Raw genomic sequence first — 16,475 nt, 5'->3', positions numbered from 1 at the left:
ATGAGCACCCCCGCAGAAGCCGGTTCCGGCGCCGCAACGGCGCCGGCATCCGCCGTCGAGCAGCGCCTCGCGGAACTTGGCATCACGCTCCCGGAGGTCGCCGCTCCCGTGGCGTCCTACGTCCCCGCCATCGTCTCCGGCAACCACGTGTACACCTCCGGCCAGCTGCCGTTCATTAACGGCAAGCTCGAAGCTACCGGCAAGGTGTCCGCCGGCACCGAAGGGTTCGCCGACGAGCCCACGGTGTCCCCCGAAGACGCCCAGAAGTATGCCGCCGTGTGTGCCGTGAACGCCCTGGCCGCGGTCAAGAGCGTCATCGGCGACCTGGACCGCATCACCCGCATCGTCAAGGTGGTCGGATTTGTCTCCTCCGACCCGTCGTTCACGGGCCAGCCCGCCGTTATCAACGGCGCCTCTGAGCTGCTGGGCCGTGTCCTCGGCGACGCCGGGCAGCACGCACGTTCCGCCGTCGGCGTTGCCGTTCTTCCGCTCGACTCTCCCGTGGAAGTCGAACTGATCGCCGAATTCAGCTAGGACCGGTCACTTCCCTTGCCTCACCTCGCACGACGCCTTTTTGCACTTCCCCAGGACCTTGAAGGGGCGGCTCAAAGCTGGCTCGAACACGGCGAACGGACTCCCCGGGCCGCGCGCTACGCCTCTTCCGTGGTCCTCCTGCGTGATTCCCCCACCGGCCTGGAGACCTGGCTGGGTTACCGGCCCGGCTCCTCGCCGCTGGGCGTCCTCGCCTTCCCCGGCGGTTCCCTCGACCCGGCCGACGACGACGCCATGGGCTGGCTTGGCCCCTCGCCGCAGCATTGGGCCGAGCAGATGGGAACGGCCGACGTCGGGCTGGCGCGGCGCCACGTGGTGGGCGCCATCCGGGAACTCTTCGAAGAGACGGGCATCCTGCTGGCCGGTCCGGACATGTCCAACACCGTGGAAGCCACATCCTCGTCCGAGTGGATGCGTGCCCGCATCGCGGTCGCGGACCAGGAGAAGACGCTTGCCCAGGTCCTGGGCAAGCGTGGCCTCTCGCTGCGTACGGACCTGCTCAAATCCCTGGTCAACTGGCGCAGCCCGGATTTTGCGCACCGCCGGTTCGATACCCGCTACTTTGCCGCCACCGTCCCGTTGGGCCAGGAACCCTCGCTGCTTGAGGGCAAGGGCGTCTGGGGCAGGTGGGTCAACGCGGCCCAGGTGGTGCAGGAAAGGAATACCACCGCACTCGGCGACGAGGCCGGCCAGGAGAACACCGTGGGCCGGCCCTTGGGCGAGCTGCTGGTCCCCGGCTCGGAGATCATGATCGAAAAGATGGCGGCCGCCAACGGCTGCATCGCCTACCTGAGCTACAAGCGCAAACCCCACGTGTACCAGCCGGTCCTGGTGGAGGAAGACGGCAAGCTGATGCTTGAGGTCGAGGCCGCCAAGACCGTGGCAGGGGACCACCAGCGCGAACGCTGACGCCAGGCGGTTGAGCCTGTCGAAGCCTGGGACTCGGCCGGTATTGTTTCCGGGCACGAAAAAGGCCGCCCCTCGGGGCGGCCTTTTTCGTAGGTCCTAGCGGGAGCGCTGGCGGAGGCGCTGCATGTCCAGGATGACCACGGCGCGGGCTTCGAGGCGGAGCCAGCCGCGCTGGACGAACTCGGCGAGGGCCTTGTTGACGGTTTCGCGGGACGCGCCCACCAGCTGCGCCAGTTCCTCTTGGGTCAGCTCGTGTGCCACCAGGACGCCGTCGGTTGCCGGCCGGCCGAAGCGGTCCGCCAAGTCCAGCAGGGCCTTGGCCACGCGGCCCGGAACGTCCGAGAAGACAAGGTCGGACAGGGAGTCGTTGGTGCGGCGCAGGCGGCGGGCCAGGGCCTGCAGCAGCTGGGCGGAAACCTCGGGGCGGGTCCGCAGCAGGGTGTTCAGGCTCTCATTCTTGAGCCCGGCCAGCCGGGTTTCCGAGACCGCGGTGGCGGTGGCGGTGCGGGGGCTGGGGTCGAAGAGGGCCATCTCGCCGAAGAGTTCGCCCGGGCCGAGGATGGCGAGCAGGGATTCCCGGCCGTCCGGGGACGTGCGGCCGAGTTTCACCTTGCCGGAGACGATGAAGTAGAGCTGGTCACCCTGGTCGCCCTCGCGGAACACGGATGCGCCGCGGGAAAGGTCCACCTCGGTGAGCTCGTCCGTCAGCAGACGGAATGCGTCGTCGTCGAGCGTGGCGAAAAGGGGTGCTCGGCGCAGTACCTCGATGTCCATGAAATCTCCTGAGTAAAAGTATCGGCTGTGGCGCTTGAGCCATTGTTTCAGAATTTTCAAGGTTCTGTGACGAACTTGGCAGCCGAAACGCCCGTGAACAACCGGATCCGGGTCAATGGGAGGGCGTTGAAGCCCACAGAAGTTTGTCAGTGTCCGCCACTAGAATGGGGGTTCAACTGTTTAATAAGGAGCCTTTGTGGTCGGCTTGACTGTCCTGGACCTCGTCCTGATCCTGGCGCTGCTGTCATACCTGGTTTACGGCCTCCGCAATGGGTTCCTGGTCACGGTCGGCGGCCTGGCCGGTTTCGCGGCCGGCGCCGTCGCGGCGTTCTTTGCCGTACCCCTGGTCAGCACCTTCGTTCCGGACTCCGGATGGAGGCTGACCGCCATCATCGCGGCCGCCGTCGTCCTCATGGCCCTGGGCCACGGGCTGGGCACCATGGTGGGCCGGCAAATCCGCGGTGCCATGCGGATCCGGCCGCTGCGTGCCGTGGACCGGCTGGTGGGCGGGGCCCTGAACCTGGTGGTGTCCGCGCTGGTCATGTCCATGCTGGCCTTCAGCGTCAGCTCCTTGGGCGTGCCGGTCGTGTCGCAGCAATTGGCTGAATCCAAGGTGATCCGGTTCATCGACGGGCTCACGCCCACCCCGGTCAAGGCGACCATGGCTGAGCTGCGGTCCACGGTGATCGGCAACGGTATACCCACGTTGTTCGAAGGCCTGGACCAAGGCCAGCCGGTCCAGGTGCCCAACGCCAGCACCAACACTCCGGCCTTGAACAGGGCAGCCCAGTCGGTCCTGAGGATCGCCGGCACGGCGTACGAATGCGGCCAGAACCAGACCGGTACCGGGTTCGTGGTGTCCCAGGGCCGCGTGGTCACCAACGCGCACGTTGTGGCGGGCGTGTCGCAGCCCGTCGTGGAGATGCCCGACGGCGGCGCGATGCCGGGGCGTGTGGTCTACTTCGACACCAAGCGGGACCTGGCAGTCCTGGCGGTGGACAACCTTCCGTCCCAGCCCCTGCCGCTGAGCCGCGACCTGCCCGGCGGCAGCCAGGCCGCCTTCGCCGGGTACCCCCACGGCGGGCCCTTCCAGTCCAAGCCGGCCACGGTGCAGGACATCGCCACCGTGCTGGTGCCGGACATTTACGGAAACAACCCGTCGCCGGAAGACATCTACCGCCTGGCGGGGGACGTGCAGCCGGGGAACTCGGGCGGCCCTCTGCTGACCACCGACGGCCAGGTGGCCGGCGTGATCTTTGCCAAGGCAACCTCGGACGCGGAAGTGGGATTCGCCATCACCATGAGCGACCTGAACCCCGTGGCCCAGCAGGCGCCCACCCTGTCCGCGCCCGTCTCCTCCGGGCAGTGCATCCAGAAGTAGGGCTGCCGGAAGCCAGGGAGTGAAGAACCAGGGCTGCCGGCTACAGGACCTCGGCCAGGTAGTCGATGGCGAGTTTGTAGCCGAACACGCCGGCGCCCACGATCACCGCGGCGCATACCGGCGACAGGTACGAGTGGTGCCGGAACTCTTCCCGCTGGTGCACGTTGGTGATGTGCACCTCGACGGCGGGCAGCTGCACAGCAGCAAGGGCGTCACGGAGCGCCACGGACGTGTGTGTGAAGGCGCCGGCATTCAGGACAATTCCTGCGGCGGCGCCCCGGGCCGCGTGGATGGCATCCAGCAGGACACCCTCATGGTTGGACTGCACGCACTCCACCGCGAATCCGTGCTTGGCGGCGGCGGAGGCTGCCAGCTGCTCCACGTCCGCAAGGGTTGAGGTGCCGTACTTCTCCGGTTCCCGGGTGCCCAGCAGGTTCAGGTTGGGGCCGTTGATGACGAGGATGGTGCCGCGGCCGGCTTCGACAGTGGAGGAGGCTTCAGTCATGCGTGCAAATCTATCGGTTGGTGCTGCCCGCCGCGCATTCTTACGTTGGTAGGGGCGGCGGGCAGCGGGCCCACAGCAGCTGCTAGAGGGCCGTGACCTTGAACAGCAACGCGTGCTCCGGGTTCAACATGGGCATGGGCAGCCCCACTTCGGCGAGGAACCGTCCGGTGGCAACCGCGCCGCCCGAAAGCCAGGCCGGAGGCTGGACCTGGGTGAAGGTGTGGGCGTAGTCGGCGTCCACCGGTGCGGGGAAGACGGCCTCCACCCGGTAGCTGCGCTCCGCGTCCAACCCGGGAACGCCCATCCTGCCGGGGGTCTCGGATGCCGAGGTGCGCATGCCCACGACGGCGAACAGCGCCGCCGTCGTGCCTTCAACGGGCGCGGGGGCCACCACGCCGTACAGCTGGAACGCGTCATCGGCGATGTCCGCGTGGACAGGCAGCCCGCTGTGGACCAGGCCCCGGTGTTCCTTGTACAGCCCCACCAGGCGCCGCAACTCTTCCCGCTCCTTGCCTTGGACGCCCCGGACATCCCATTCCATCCCGAAGTGGTCGAACAAGGCGGTAATGGCCCGGAACGAGAGGTCGTGGGTGCGGGCGGTGGTGTGGGAGGTGGTGGGCCCGATGTGGCTGCCCACCAGCTCGGGCGGGACCACCACGCCGGTCCAGCGCTGGATTGTCTGCCGCTCCAGCGCGTCGTTGCAGTCCGAGGCCCAGATGCGGTCGGTCCGATCCAGGATGCCCAGGTCCACGCGGGCGCCGCCGGACGAGCAACTCTCGATTTCGACGCCGGGATGGGCCTTGCGGAGTTCATCGAACAGCCGGTACGCGGCAAGGGTCTGCTCGTGGACGGAGGCCCGGCCGGCATGGCCGTGTTCCACGAGATCCCGGTTCTGGTCCCATTTCAAGTAGCTGATGTTGTTGCCGGACAGGAGCGCGGAGATCCGGTCGAACACGTATTGCCAGGCCTCCGGGTTCACCAGGTCGATGACGTGCTGGTTGCGCCACTCCAGGGGCAGCCGGCCGCCGTCCTTGTGCGCCGAAGCGGAAGGACCCACGATCCATTCCGGGTGCGCACGGGCCACGTCCGAATCCAGGTTGACCATTTCCGGCTCCACCCAGAGGCCGAATTCCATGCCACGGGAGGTGACGGCGTCGATCAGCGGGGTCAGGCCGTCCGGCCACACCGTCTCGTCGACGTACCAGTCGCCCAGCCCGGCGTGGTCGTCGCGGCGCCCGCGGAACCAGCCGTCGTCGAGCACGAAGCGCTCCACGCCAAGGTCCGCCGCGGAATCAGCCAGTTCGATCAGCGTGTCCAGGTTGTGGTCGAAATACACTGCCTCCCACGTGTTCAGCACCACCGGGCGCGGTTTACCGGCCGGCAGTCCTGTGGAGGCGGCGGGCAGCACATGGTGCGGCCGGGCACGGAACCAGCTGTAGAACGCCTCGCTGATGCCGTCCAGGCCATGGCCGGAGTAGGCGGCGAAAAGGGCCGGTGTGGTGTAGCCGGCGCCCGGTTCGAGGATGACCTCGGCCGGCCCCAGCAGCTCCGAGCCGCCGATCACGGTGCGGCCATCGCCGATGGTGTCCGCGAACTGTTCGTGGTTGCCGCTCCAGGCCAGGTGGGTCGCCCACACCTTGCCGTGCCGGTTGCCGAAGCCCTCGGTGCCTGCGGCGAAGATCAGTGACGAGTCGTGCCCGGTGCGGCCGTGCCGGCCGGTCCGGACCCAGGTGCCCTGCTGGATGCGCTGCCGTTGCGGGTGGCGTTCCCGGCACCAGCGGCCGGTGAGGTCCAGGAGTTCGACGGCGTCGGGGGCCACCGGGAGGACGGTTGCCAGCTCGTCCACCTGGAACGGGGTGGTGCCGTCATTGGTGACGGTGTGGCGCAGTTCCAGCAGGCCGCCGTCGTGCAGCGTCAGGGAGGTGGAGACGCTGATGCCGGCGTCGAGGTCGGCCTGGCCGATCGTGGCGGTGCGGCCCTCGGCGTGGACGGACGTGACGCGGAGGCGGGTGGAAAAGTCGAAGCCGGGGCCGTTGCCGGTGATGCGGTGGCCGCGGAGGGCGGGGCGGCCCCGCCACGAGGAGGACGCCTGGGGGAGGAGGCCGGACGTTACGCGCGCGTCGACCGAAGAGTGCCCGATAGGTCCGGCCAGGAAGCCCAGGTCCGGCAGCTCCGAACCCAGGTCGGCGCCCCAATGGATGACCTCGGCCTCCCCGCTGTCGAAGCTGATCAGCAGGCTGGTGCCGGCGGAACGGAGATACAGGGGATCCATAGGAGGTCTCTTTCAGTGTTCAGCGTTGCGTCTTAAGTTACGCACAGGAGGGAAATCCGGGAAGGGGTGGCCGGGCGCCGCCGCCGCGAGGAGGAGGACGGCGGCGCCCGGGCCGGTGGCTGCGACCACATACGCAGCCACGTTGGATGGGTTACTTGAACAGGGCGTTGACCTGGTCGTTGGCCTGGGTGAGGGAGCTGGCCTTGGCCTTGCCGGACACCACGGCGTCCATGGCCGGCTTCATGATGCCGTCAACCTTGGCGGCGTTGTCCGCGATCGGGTAGAGGAATGTGGTGCCGTCCTTGACCTGCTGGCTGAACGGGGTCACGTCCACGCCCTTGGCCTTGAACGCTTCCACTGCCTTGTCGGCGGAGGTCTTGATGGCGGGGAAGACGACGGCCTTGGCAGCGACCACGTCCTGGCAGGCTGCGGAACCCAGGTATTCCACCCACTTGATGGCGGCGTCCGGCTTCTTGGTGCCGGCGTAGATGGAGTCCGCCAGGCCGTTGTACATGCTGGCGCGCTTGCCGTCGACTCCCGTGGGCGTCGGGGCGATGCCCACCTTGACGTCCTTGTAGCCGGTGTACTGGCCGATCATCCACGAACCGTTGGCGTTGATGACGGACTTGCCGGCGGCAAAGGTGTCCGCCATGCTGGCGCCCACCGTGGTTTCAAGTTTCGGCATGTAGCCCTTGTCCACGAGCCCCGCGAACCAGTCGATGCTTTCCTGGAACTTGGCGTCGTCGTAGTTGAAGTGCTTGCCCCACGGGTTCTTGTCCGTGTGCGTCCAGCCGGTGGTTCCGGTCAGGTAGCTCCACTCGGTCTGGCCCTGGCCGGAGCCGGAACCGTTGAGGCCGAGCCCGTAGACGGCAACGTTGTTCTTGTCGAAGCCGGCTTCGTCGCCGCGCTTGCCGTTCTTGTCCACGGTCAGGTGGGCGATGGTCTTTTCGTACGTGCCGCCGTCCTGGGGGTTCCAGCTCAGGTTGGCCATCTGTTCCGGGGTGACGCCGGCGTCGGCTGCGAGCTTGGTGTTGTAGAACAGGGCGATGGTGTCCCAGTCCTTGGGGAGGCCGTACCGCTTGCCGTCCTGGCCCACCCAGAGGTCCGCAAGCCCTGAGTTGTAGATGCTGGTGTCGATGTTGTCCTTCTTGACCGCGTCATCGAGGGCGAGCAGTTGCTTGTTCTTGATGAATTCCGGGTACTTGCCCAGGTGGTCGGTGAACACGTCCGGGGCGGTGCCCGCCACGAAGCCGTTGGTGAGGGTGCCCCAGTAGTCGTCCCAGCCGCGCTGGGTGACCTTGACGGTGATGTCCGGGTTGGCCTTGTGGAAGTCGTCGGCGCACTGCTTGTACGCCGGGAGCTGGTTGGCATCCCACAGCCAGTAGTTGATTTCGCCCTTGCCGGCCTCGGCGGATCCGCCGCCTCCGCAGGCCGACAGCGCCAGGACAGCGGCTGCCGCGGCGGCGAGGGAGGTGAGTGCTTTCTTTTTCATGGGTGTTCCTTTCACAGTGCTTCCGGGCAGGCCGCCATGGCCCGGCGCCGGGGATGGGACGGGTGGGTTACGCGGGAAGGGGTATTACTTGATGCCGGAGAAGCCGATGGAGTTGACGATTTTCTTGCCGAACGCGGCGAACAGGATCAGGACCGGCAGGGCGGAGACAAGGGTGGCGGCCATCAGCCCGGACCAGTCCGGCGCGCCCTGCGGCGACTGGGATTTGAAGACGCCCAGGCCCACCGTGAGGACGCGGACGGATTCGTCCTGGCCCACCAGCAGCGGCCAGAAATACTCGTTCCACTGGCCGATGAAGGTGAGCAGGGCCAGCGTGGCGATGGGGGCTGCGGCGTTGGGCAGGATGATCTGGAAGAAGATCCGAAGGTGCTTGGCGCCGTCGAGCATGGCCGCTTCCTCCACCTCGCGGGACATGTTCAGGAAGAACTGCCGCAGGAAGAAGATGGCAAACGGGGTCATGAAGATATAGGGGAGTACCAGCCCCGCCAGGGTGTTGAGCAGGCCCAGGTTCTTGATGAGCAGGAAGTTGGGCAGTGCCGTGAAGATCGGCGGCACCATCATGGTGGCCAGGAAGAGGCTGAACACCAGGTTCCGTCCCCGCCACCGCAACCGGGCGAACGCGTAGGCGGCCATGGCGCTGAAGAACACGGCCCCGGTGGTGGTGATGGAGGCGAAGAGCACGGAGTTGCGGAGGTAGCTCCAGAAGTCGATCTGGGCTCCGGAGCCGCCTTCGGCGACAGCTTCTTCCGGTGACTGCAGGCCGAAGACCCGTTTGAAGGCGCCGAGGTTGAAGTCCGCCGGGAGCAGGTTGGTGGCGTTGCCGGCAAGGGATCCGTTGGTGGACAGCGCCGTCCGCAGGATCCAGTAGAACGGGAGGACCGATACGGCGACTGCGAGGGCAACGAGGGCCCAGGCGGCGGCGCGGCGCCAGCTGAACGGACGACGGCGGGCGGCGGGCCGGGCGGGGGCGGAAACTTTTGCGGTGGTCATGGAAGTGTCCTTAGTCCAGGTCTGATTCGTTGCCCTTGAGGAACTTCATCTGGATGAAGGCCACCAAGGCGAGGATGACGAAGAGGATGACTGCCAGGGCGGAGCCGTATCCGAAATCCGATTCCGTGAAGGCCTTTTGGTAGATGTAGAACTGCAGCACCCGGCTGGCGTTGACCGGGCCGCCAAGGGTGGTCACGGCCACGGTGTCGAAGACCTGGAACGAGCCGATGACGGTGACGATCAGGACCAGGACCAGGACGGGACGCAGCAGCGGCACCGTGATTTTGCGGAACGTCTGCCACGGGGAGGCGCCGTCCAGGTTGGCCACCTCGTAGACGTGGTGGGGGATGGACTGCAGGCCGGCGAAGAGCAGCAGCGCTGTGTAGCCCATGTGCCGCCATGTGTTGATCAGCGCCTGGGTGGGGATGGCCCATTCCTCGCTGCCGAAAAACGCCACCTTGGGCAGGCCGATGGATTCGATGAAGTAGTTGACGATGCCGATCTGGTAGTCCAGCAGCCAGAACCACAGGAGGGCGGCGATCACGTTGGCCATCAGGTACGGCAGCAGGAGCGCGCCGCGGATCCAGGTTGACTTGGCCACCCGGTGCATCAGCAGGGCCAGCCCCAGGGCCAGTGCGGTCTGCAGGACGATGTTGATCAGGACGTACTGCGAGGTGACCGCCAAGGCGTTCCAGAACAGGGGATCCTTCGCGATCGCCTCGTAGTTGGCGGTGCCAATCCACGCGGGGTCCCCGAGGATGCTGTATTCGGTGAAGCTGAGGTAGATGCCGCGAAGCGTCGGCACCAGGTAAAAGACGAGAAATCCGATCATGGCGGGAGCGATGAAGAACAGCGCGATCTTCAGGTCACTTTGTCCCCTGCGCTTCAGCGGCCGGCGCACTGCATGCTCTGCCGGGCTGGCGTTCCTGGTAAGGGTGGTCATCGTCGACCCTTTCCTGATTGTGATGGAAGTAACAGGCTGCGGAACAATCTACACGAGTAGATGCTGGGGTGGCAAGAGGTTAATTTCTGCCTGTTTCAAAGGCTTTTTGTCCATTTACCGGATATTGACTCGAGTAGAAACCGATGCAAGACTCAGGTAACCCTGACGAAAGGCATGACAATGACGTTCTCGATCGGCATCGTGGGCGCGGGCCAGTTCGGCTCCCAGTTCGCGCACCTGTTCAACCTTCACCCCGGTGTCCACGCCGTCTACGTGGCCGATGAGCGCCCGGAACGGGCGGCCGAAGCCGTCGAACGGTACAACCTGGCGGGGCAGGAAGCGGACTTCGACGCCCTGCTGGCCTCCGACGTCGACGCCGTTGCCATCTTCACCCAGCGCTGGACCCACGGCCCCCTGGTGGAACGGGCGCTCCGCGCAGGCAAGCACGTCTACTCTGCCGTTCCCATGGCAGTCTCGGAAGCGGAAATCGCCCGCATCATCGACGCCGTCCGGGAAACCGGAAACGTCTACATGATGGGTGAAACCAGCTACTACAACCCCGCCACGGTCTATGCCCGCGAGCAGCACGCTGCCGGAAAATTCGGCAGGGTCTTCTACTCCGAGGGCGATTATGTCCACGACATGGACCTGGGGTTCTACGACGCCTACCAGTACAGCGGCGGCGAGCGGTGGAAGGAAACCGCCAGCTACCCGCCCATGCTCTACCCCACGCACGCGATCGGCGGCGTGCTCGGGGCCCTTCCGGCACATGCCGTCAGCGTCAGCTGCATAGGGGTCTCGGACCAGCGGAACGACGGCGTCTTCGACAAGGACGTCAGTATGTTCGGCAACGACCTATCCAACGCCACCGCGCTCTTCGAACTGAACGACGGCGGTGCCATGCGAACCAACGAAATGCGCCGGGTGGGCTACCCCTCCCACATCCGCGAATCCAGGTTCCGGTTCTTCGGCACCGAGGCCAGCTTCGAACAGCTCGCCAAGGTCACCGTGTGGCAGGACAAACAGGACGTCCACGACATCTCCGAGCAGATGGAAACCCGGCCCAGCATTCCGCTGGACGATCCGTCGCTGGCCAACGTCGCCCCCGAACTCCGGGACGCCTTCGTGTCGGGACTCGCCCCGGTGCACGACGCAGCACGGCTGCCCGCGGAGTTCCACGGCGCGCCCAACGGGCATGAAGGCAGCCACCACTTCCTGGTGGACGACTTCGTCACCGCGGTGAACAACCGCTCGCTGCCGCCCGTCAATGCCTGGGTCGCCGCGCGGTTCACGCTACCCGGAATCGTGGCCCACGAATCGGCACGGCAAGACGGCGCGCGGCTGCCCATCCCTGACTTCGGCGACGCGCCCGCCACCTGGTAGCTAGCATGTACTCCATGACCACTTCGGCTGTGCCGTCCCCGCGCGGGCCGGTGACGCGCAAGGATGTTGCCCGGTTCGCGGGCGTCAGCACCGCCGTCGTCAGCTACGTGGTCAACGGAGGTCCCAAGAAGGTGGCCCCCGCCACCGAAGCCAAAGTCCAGGACGCCATCCGCGTCCTCGGCTACCGGCCCAATGCCGCCGCCAGGGCGCTCAAGCTGGGGTCCAGCGAGACGCTGGGGCTCATTGTCCCGGATATCGCCAACCCCTTCTTCTCGTTGTTCTCCCACGCGGTGGAGGACGCGGCCGCCGCCCTTGGCTACGCCCTGGTCCTGAGCAACTCGGACGGGAACCTGGCCAAGGAGCGGCGGAACGTCCGCAACCTCGCCGCCCGGCAGGTGGACGGGGTGCTGCTCGCCAGCGTCCTCTTCGAACCTGACCTCGAAGTCCTGGAGACGGCGGACATCCCGGCGGTGCTGTTGAACCAGGAACGCGATGCTCCCGGCTTCAACAGCGTCGGCGTGGACCTGGCAGCCGGTGCCAGGATCGCGGTGGAGCACCTCATCGGCCATGGGCACACCAATATCGGGCTGGCGATGGGCACCAACGTCTCCGGGTCCACCGATGGCCGCGAGCTGGGCTGGCGCCAGGCGCTCCAGGAGGCAGGCCTGCCGGAGGGCCCCATTGCCTACAGCGCGTTCACCAGGCCCGGCGGGTATGCTGCCGGGCAGCGGCTGCTGGCATCGGTGAACCGGCCCACCGCCATCTTTGCCACGTCCGACATGCAGGGCATCGGACTCCTCCGCGCCATCCACGAGGCGGGCCTTTCCGTCCCGGGTGACATCGCCATCGCGTCCTTTGACGGATCGGCCGACTCGGAATACTCCTGGCCGCCGCTGACCACCGTGGAACAGCCGGTGGTGGCCATGGCCGAAGCCGCCGTCGGGGCGCTGCTGGAAGCCGGCCGAGGCGGAAAACCGCGGCACCGGATCTTCCCCACCACGCTGCGTATCCGCCAGTCCTGCGGCTGCCCGTAGGAGCTAGGCCGGCGCGGCGATCCGCAGCCGGCTGACGCTCTCCTGCAGGATCCGGCGGGCATCCGCGCTCAAGCCGGCATCGCTGATGACCTCGTCCGCTTCCTCCAACGCGGCGATGGTGCTCATGCCCTGGGTGCCCCACTTGGTGTGGTCCGCCACCACCACTAGCTTCCGGGACGCCGCTACGAACGCCCGGTCGGTCTCGGCCTCCAGCAGGTTGGGAGTGGTGAATCCTGCTTCCGGATCCATGCCGTGCACGCCCAGGAACAGCAAGTCCAGATGCAGCTGTTTCAGTGCTGCGGTGGCAATCGGACCCACCAGGGCGTCCGACGGCGTGCGCTCGCCGCCGATCAGGATCACGGTGGACCCGTAGCGGGCAGCCCCTGAAGCCGCCCCGTGGTGGAACAGGTCCGCAATGCGCACGGAGTTGGTCACCACCGTGATCCGAGGCCCCTTGGCCAGTTCCTGGGCCAGCGCCCACGTGGTGGTGCCGGCGCTGAGGCCCACCGCCATGCCCTCATGCACCATCCGCGCGGCCTCAGCCGCAATGGCGCGCTTCTCGGCCGGCAGCTGGGTTGACTTCAGTTCAAATCCGGGCTCATGGGTGGTTGCACCGCCGGGGAGCTTGGCACCGCCGTGGATCCGCTCCACCCGGCCGCCCTCCTCCAGCAGCTCGATGTCCCGCCGGACCGTCATGAGCGAGACACCCAGCTGGTGGGCGAGGTCTGACACACGGACCACCCGCTCCCGCTGGACGGCGTCCACGATGGCCTGGTGACGTGCTGCGGGAAGCATGGAGTTCCTTTCGGGCGGCTAAGGGAGAAATGTCCCGTTCACGTTCCATCTTTGCCTACCCCTTGCTGGAACCAAGAGTCAGCCCCGCCACAAACTGCCGCTGCAGGAGCAGGTAGATGATCAGGGTGGGGATGACCGTGATGACCGCACCCGCCGCCAAGAGGTTGTAGTTGTTCAGGAACTGGCCCTGGAGGTTGTTGATGGCGGTGGTGATGGGGAGGCGGTTGCCGCTCTGGATGAAGAGCAGGGGCCAGAAGTAGTCGTTGTAGATGAAGATGACTTCCAGCGTGCCCAGGGCGGCGAACGCCGGCCGGCACAGCGGCAGGATAATTTCCCTGTACTGCCGCCAAATGCCCGCCCCGTCCACCAGCGCCGCTTCGGTCAGGTCTGCGGACAGCGCCTTCATGTAGTTGGACAGCACGAAGGTGCAGAACCCCATCTGGAACGCCGTGTCCACGGCAATCACGATGATGTACGTGTTGAGCATGTTCCCGGAATCGCTGAACGAGTAGGGCACCGTAAGGTGCTTGGCCATCTCGAACAATGGCGCGGCGAGGACCTGCGGTGGAAGGAGGTTGCCTGCTGTGAACATGATCAGCAGCGTGATGTTGAATTTCCAGTTGACCCGGCTCACGGCGAAGGCCATAAGCGAGGCGAGGAACAGCGTCAGCAGCACGGCCGGGACCGTGATGATCACCGAATTCCAGAAGTAGGTGGAAAACCCGCCCTGCGTCCAGGCCTGGATGAAGTTGTCGAAGTTGAACGCGCCGGCCAGGCTGAAGTACCCGTATTGGTTGGTGGAGGCCACCGGCCTGAGCGCTGTGAAGACGGACCAGCCAAGCGGGACCAGCCACACGATGGCCATGACGGTCAGGAAGATGTGGGTCCCGTAGTGCCGCTTGGGGCGGCTCCCCGACCGGGTTCCTGCGCCTGCGGGAACGGGCCGGGGCCGGGCTGCAACATTGCTCATGCTCTGTTCTCCTTGCCAAAGGTGCGGCTGAGGTAGAAAACGATGGGGACAAGGGAAATCACCAGCAGGACCACGGCCAGCGCGGAGCCCACGCCGATCACCTGGCCTTCGCCCACGAGGTTCTGGATGACCAGCGCGCTGAGCATTTCCAGGCCGTTGGTGCCGCGGTTGATCACGTACACCACGTCGAATGCGCGGAGGGATTCGATGATGGTGATGACCACGATGACGATGTTGATCGGCCGCATGGCCGGGAAGACCACGCGGAAGAAGGTTTGCGTGGCGGAGGCGCCGTCGATGGCTGCCGCTTCCTTCAGGCTGGGGTCCACGCCCTTGAGGCCGGCCAGGTACAGCAGCATGACGTAGCCGGCATGCCGCCAGGTGGCGGCGATCATGGCGGCCCAGATGTTGACGGACGAATCACCGAACCAGTCCACTGCCTGCGGCGTCCCCGCCGTTCCCAGGACGAAGTTCAGCAGGCCGTTGTCACGCTGGTAGAACAGCTGCCAGATGATGCCGATCAGGGCGAGGGACAGCATGACCGGGGCGAAGAAGATGCTCTGGTAGATCTTGCTGCCGCGGATGTTCTGGTCCAGGAGTACGGCCAGCAGCAGGCCCAGCGGGGTGGCGATGAGGGCCAGGAACAGCAGCCACAGCATGTTGTGCTGCACCGCGGGCCAGAACGGCGGGTAGTCCTGGGTGATGAACTGGTAGTTGTCGGTGCCGGCCGGACGGAGATCTGCCAGGTCCAGGCCATTCCAGCGGCTGAAGCTCAGCCCGACGGACATCAGCATGGGCAGCCAGACCAGCATCAGTTCGATCAGGGTGGGAATCCCCACCATCAGGGCCAGGACAAGCTTGTCCCGGCTGGACAGGCGGCGTACCCGGCCGCGCCCGGGCCGCCTCTTCGAGGGCGCTCCGGCCGGGTCCCTGGACTCCGGCGGAATCAATTCTTGTGCGGTGCTGCTCATGGGATTCTTCCCCTTGCTTGGTCCGGATGCAGGAGGGGAACGGCGACGGCGCACGCCAAGCGCCGCCGTCGCCGTTCCGTAGGCGGAAACTACTGCGCTGCGTACAGCGTCTTGGCCTGGGCCTCAAGGTTCTTGACGTCCATGGTGCCGTCCTTGATGAACGTCTGCAGGGCGGGAATCATCACGTTGTTGGCCATGGCCGGCAGAGCATCGCGGTCGAAGAACTGGCTGATGTTCTTCGCGCCCGCAATGGTGTCGGCACACTTCTTGTTCAGGGGCGTGAACGATGAGGTGTCCGCGCCCTTGGCGGTGGCGATGTTTGACGAGTCCACCTTGGCGTACGCATTCTGCGCCTCCGGTGTGCCGAGGAACGCCAGGAAGTCGCGGGCTGCCTTGTTGTCCCCGCCCTTCTTGGACAACAGCAGTCCGTCGATGGGGGCTTCGACGGAGTCCCTGCCTTCCATCGCGATTTCGGGGAAAGCGAAGAAATCGATGTCGGCCAGGACCGTGGGGTCGGTGAACTGCTGGGTGACGAAGGAACCGAGCAGGTACATGCCGGTCTTCTTCGCCTCCAGGGCCTTTGCGGCGTCCTGCCAGGTCTGCCCGAGGGCTCCAGGGTCCTGGAACGGCAGGAGGGCCTTCCAGGTGTCAAAGACGGCGCTGACTTTCTGCTGGTCCCAGGACTCCTTGTGGGCGCAGAGGTCCACGTGGAACTGGTAGCCGTTGAGTCGCATGTTGATGTAGTCGAAGGTGCCCATGGCGGGCCAGCCGTCCTTGTCGGCGAAGCCAATGGGAATCAGGCCGTCAGCCTTCATCTTCGTGGCAAGCGCCTTGAGGTCATCGAACGTTGCGGGTACCTGGTAGCCCTTTTCGGTCCAGAGGCTCTTCCGGTAGAAGAACCCCCACGGGTAGTTGTAGTTGGGAACGAAATACATCTTCCCGTCGGGGCCGGTGGACGCCTTCTTCAGGGCGTCGGAAAAGTTGGCGCCCACGGTCTGCCAGACATCGTCGATGGGTGCCAGCAGTCCCTTGCCCGCGTAGTACTGCATCCGGTACCCGGCGAACCAGGTGAACGCATCGTCGGGGGAGCCTTGCAGGTAGGAGTTGATCTTGTTCTGGAAATCGTTGTGGGGTACCACGTTGGTGGTGACCGTCTTGCCGGTCTTGGCTGTGAAGGCATCCGTCACGGCCTGGTAGGCGCGCTTGGGGACGTCGTCCGAGGCTCCGGAGCCGAAAGTGAGGCCGGAGGATTCCGACCCCGTTGCCGACGGTGCGCTCCCGCCGGTGCAGGCGGCGAGGAACGGGATGCCGGCCAGGCCAACCGCTCCTACGCCGACCGTCTTGAGGATGGTCCGCCTGCTCGGAAATGCGGTGGCGGACGCATCAAACTGTGAAGCCATGTTCTCTCCCTTGAAAAATAGCCGCGTGTGAGGCACCTCACATACGCTGACTATAACCTCGCAAAAGCGAACATGGAAGAACGGTA

At 66.0% G+C, this 16,475-nt stretch carries 15 protein-coding genes; 5 read left to right on the top strand and 10 right to left on the bottom strand.

Features of this window, described 5'->3' with window-relative positions; translation table 11 throughout:
- Complete coding sequence (locus C563_RS0109725; RefSeq protein ID WP_018761859.1) at positions 1–534, top strand: RidA family protein; 534 nt, start codon at positions 1–3, stop codon at positions 532–534.
- 15 nt (positions 535–549) lie between these two features.
- Positions 550–1,461: an NUDIX hydrolase gene (locus tag C563_RS0109720; RefSeq protein WP_026264606.1), complete on the top strand. Its 912-nt coding sequence runs from the start codon at positions 550–552 to the stop codon at positions 1,459–1,461.
- Between the two features lie 96 nt (positions 1,462–1,557).
- On the opposite strand, the gene C563_RS0109715 is transcribed toward C563_RS0109720, so the two are convergent.
- Positions 1,558–2,235, bottom strand: coding sequence for a Crp/Fnr family transcriptional regulator (locus C563_RS0109715; RefSeq protein WP_013602309.1), 678 nt, complete (start codon positions 2,233–2,235; stop codon positions 1,558–1,560).
- Between the two features lie 196 nt (positions 2,236–2,431).
- Here C563_RS0109715 and C563_RS0109710 point away from each other — a divergent pair, with 196 nt between their 5' ends.
- Positions 2,432–3,616, top strand: a complete 1,185-nt coding sequence (locus tag C563_RS0109710) for a MarP family serine protease (RefSeq protein ID WP_018761857.1) — start codon at positions 2,432–2,434, stop codon at positions 3,614–3,616.
- A 40-nt stretch (positions 3,617–3,656) separates the two neighbouring features.
- Here the strand turns inward: C563_RS0109710 and aroQ are convergent, their stop codons facing one another.
- The 5 genes from aroQ to C563_RS0109685 form a co-directional block, all read right to left on the bottom strand.
- Complete coding sequence (gene aroQ, locus C563_RS0109705; protein WP_018761856.1) at positions 3,657–4,121, bottom strand: type II 3-dehydroquinate dehydratase; 465 nt, start codon at positions 4,119–4,121, stop codon at positions 3,657–3,659.
- Between the two features lie 82 nt (positions 4,122–4,203).
- Positions 4,204–6,393, bottom strand: a complete 2,190-nt coding sequence (locus C563_RS0109700; protein ID WP_018761855.1) for an alpha-galactosidase — start codon at positions 6,391–6,393, stop codon at positions 4,204–4,206.
- A 151-nt stretch (positions 6,394–6,544) separates the two neighbouring features.
- A complete protein-coding gene (locus tag C563_RS0109695; protein WP_018761854.1) occupies positions 6,545–7,885 on the bottom strand; it encodes an ABC transporter substrate-binding protein in 1,341 nt (446 codons plus the stop codon).
- A gap of 84 nt (positions 7,886–7,969) precedes the next feature.
- Positions 7,970–8,893 (bottom strand): carbohydrate ABC transporter permease, encoded by a 924-nt coding sequence (locus tag C563_RS0109690; protein ID WP_018761853.1) that lies wholly within the window; start codon positions 8,891–8,893, stop codon positions 7,970–7,972.
- Between the two features lie 10 nt (positions 8,894–8,903).
- A complete protein-coding gene (locus C563_RS0109685; protein WP_018761852.1) occupies positions 8,904–9,836 on the bottom strand; it encodes a carbohydrate ABC transporter permease in 933 nt (310 codons plus the stop codon).
- Positions 9,837–10,016: 180 nt separating this feature from the next.
- On the opposite strand from C563_RS0109685, the gene C563_RS0109680 reads away from it, so the two are divergent.
- The gene (locus tag C563_RS0109680; protein ID WP_018761851.1) at positions 10,017–11,219 is read left to right on the top strand and encodes a Gfo/Idh/MocA family protein; all 1,203 of its coding nucleotides are present in this window, start codon (positions 10,017–10,019) and stop codon (positions 11,217–11,219) included.
- A 5-nt stretch (positions 11,220–11,224) separates the two neighbouring features.
- Positions 11,225–12,253, top strand: a complete 1,029-nt coding sequence (locus tag C563_RS0109675; protein ID WP_018761850.1) for a substrate-binding domain-containing protein — start codon at positions 11,225–11,227, stop codon at positions 12,251–12,253.
- Positions 12,254–12,256: 3 nt separating this feature from the next.
- Here C563_RS0109675 and C563_RS0109670 read toward each other — a convergent pair whose 3' ends face one another.
- From C563_RS0109670 to C563_RS0109655, 4 genes are all read right to left on the bottom strand, one after another.
- Positions 12,257–13,048, bottom strand: coding sequence for a DeoR/GlpR family DNA-binding transcription regulator (locus C563_RS0109670; RefSeq protein ID WP_018761849.1), 792 nt, complete (start codon positions 13,046–13,048; stop codon positions 12,257–12,259).
- A 55-nt stretch (positions 13,049–13,103) separates the two neighbouring features.
- Positions 13,104–14,018: a carbohydrate ABC transporter permease gene (locus C563_RS0109665; protein ID WP_018761848.1), complete on the bottom strand. Its 915-nt coding sequence runs from the start codon at positions 14,016–14,018 to the stop codon at positions 13,104–13,106.
- Positions 14,015–14,989: a carbohydrate ABC transporter permease gene (locus C563_RS0109660; RefSeq protein ID WP_018761847.1), complete on the bottom strand. Its 975-nt coding sequence runs from the start codon at positions 14,987–14,989 to the stop codon at positions 14,015–14,017. The genes C563_RS0109665 and C563_RS0109660 overlap by 4 nt, the downstream gene beginning before the upstream one ends.
- 89 nt (positions 14,990–15,078) lie before the next feature.
- A complete protein-coding gene (locus C563_RS0109655; protein WP_018761846.1) occupies positions 15,079–16,389 on the bottom strand; it encodes an ABC transporter substrate-binding protein in 1,311 nt (436 codons plus the stop codon).
- Positions 16,390–16,475: the final 86 nt, after the last annotated feature.

It is taken from the genome of Arthrobacter sp. 135MFCol5.1, from assembly GCF_000374865.1.
Lineage (GTDB): Bacteria > Actinomycetota > Actinomycetes > Actinomycetales > Micrococcaceae > Arthrobacter.
The sequence above is the reverse complement of the archived record's forward strand: the minus strand, read 5'-3'. Positions and strand labels throughout refer to the sequence as shown.

Coding starts and splice junctions, on each gene's coding strand:
- C563_RS0109725 (WP_018761859.1), top strand. CDS start 1: ATGAGCACCCCCGCAGAAGCCGGTTCCGGCGCCGCAACGGCGCCGGCA.
- C563_RS0109715 (WP_013602309.1), bottom strand. CDS start 2,235: ATGGACATCGAGGTACTGCGCCGAGCACCCCTTTTCGCCACGCTCGAC.
- aroQ (WP_018761856.1), bottom strand. CDS start 4,121: ATGACTGAAGCCTCCTCCACTGTCGAAGCCGGCCGCGGCACCATCCTC.
- C563_RS0109700 (WP_018761855.1), bottom strand. CDS start 6,393: ATGGATCCCCTGTATCTCCGTTCCGCCGGCACCAGCCTGCTGATCAGC.
- C563_RS0109695 (WP_018761854.1), bottom strand. CDS start 7,885: ATGAAAAAGAAAGCACTCACCTCCCTCGCCGCCGCGGCAGCCGCTGTC.
- C563_RS0109690 (WP_018761853.1), bottom strand. CDS start 8,893: ATGACCACCGCAAAAGTTTCCGCCCCCGCCCGGCCCGCCGCCCGCCGT.
- C563_RS0109685 (WP_018761852.1), bottom strand. CDS start 9,836: ATGACCACCCTTACCAGGAACGCCAGCCCGGCAGAGCATGCAGTGCGC.
- C563_RS0109680 (WP_018761851.1), top strand. CDS start 10,017: ATGACGTTCTCGATCGGCATCGTGGGCGCGGGCCAGTTCGGCTCCCAG.
- C563_RS0109675 (WP_018761850.1), top strand. CDS start 11,225: ATGTACTCCATGACCACTTCGGCTGTGCCGTCCCCGCGCGGGCCGGTG.
- C563_RS0109670 (WP_018761849.1), bottom strand. CDS start 13,048: ATGCTTCCCGCAGCACGTCACCAGGCCATCGTGGACGCCGTCCAGCGG.
- C563_RS0109665 (WP_018761848.1), bottom strand. CDS start 14,018: ATGAGCAATGTTGCAGCCCGGCCCCGGCCCGTTCCCGCAGGCGCAGGA.
- C563_RS0109660 (WP_018761847.1), bottom strand. CDS start 14,989: ATGAGCAGCACCGCACAAGAATTGATTCCGCCGGAGTCCAGGGACCCG.
- C563_RS0109655 (WP_018761846.1), bottom strand. CDS start 16,389: ATGGCTTCACAGTTTGATGCGTCCGCCACCGCATTTCCGAGCAGGCGG.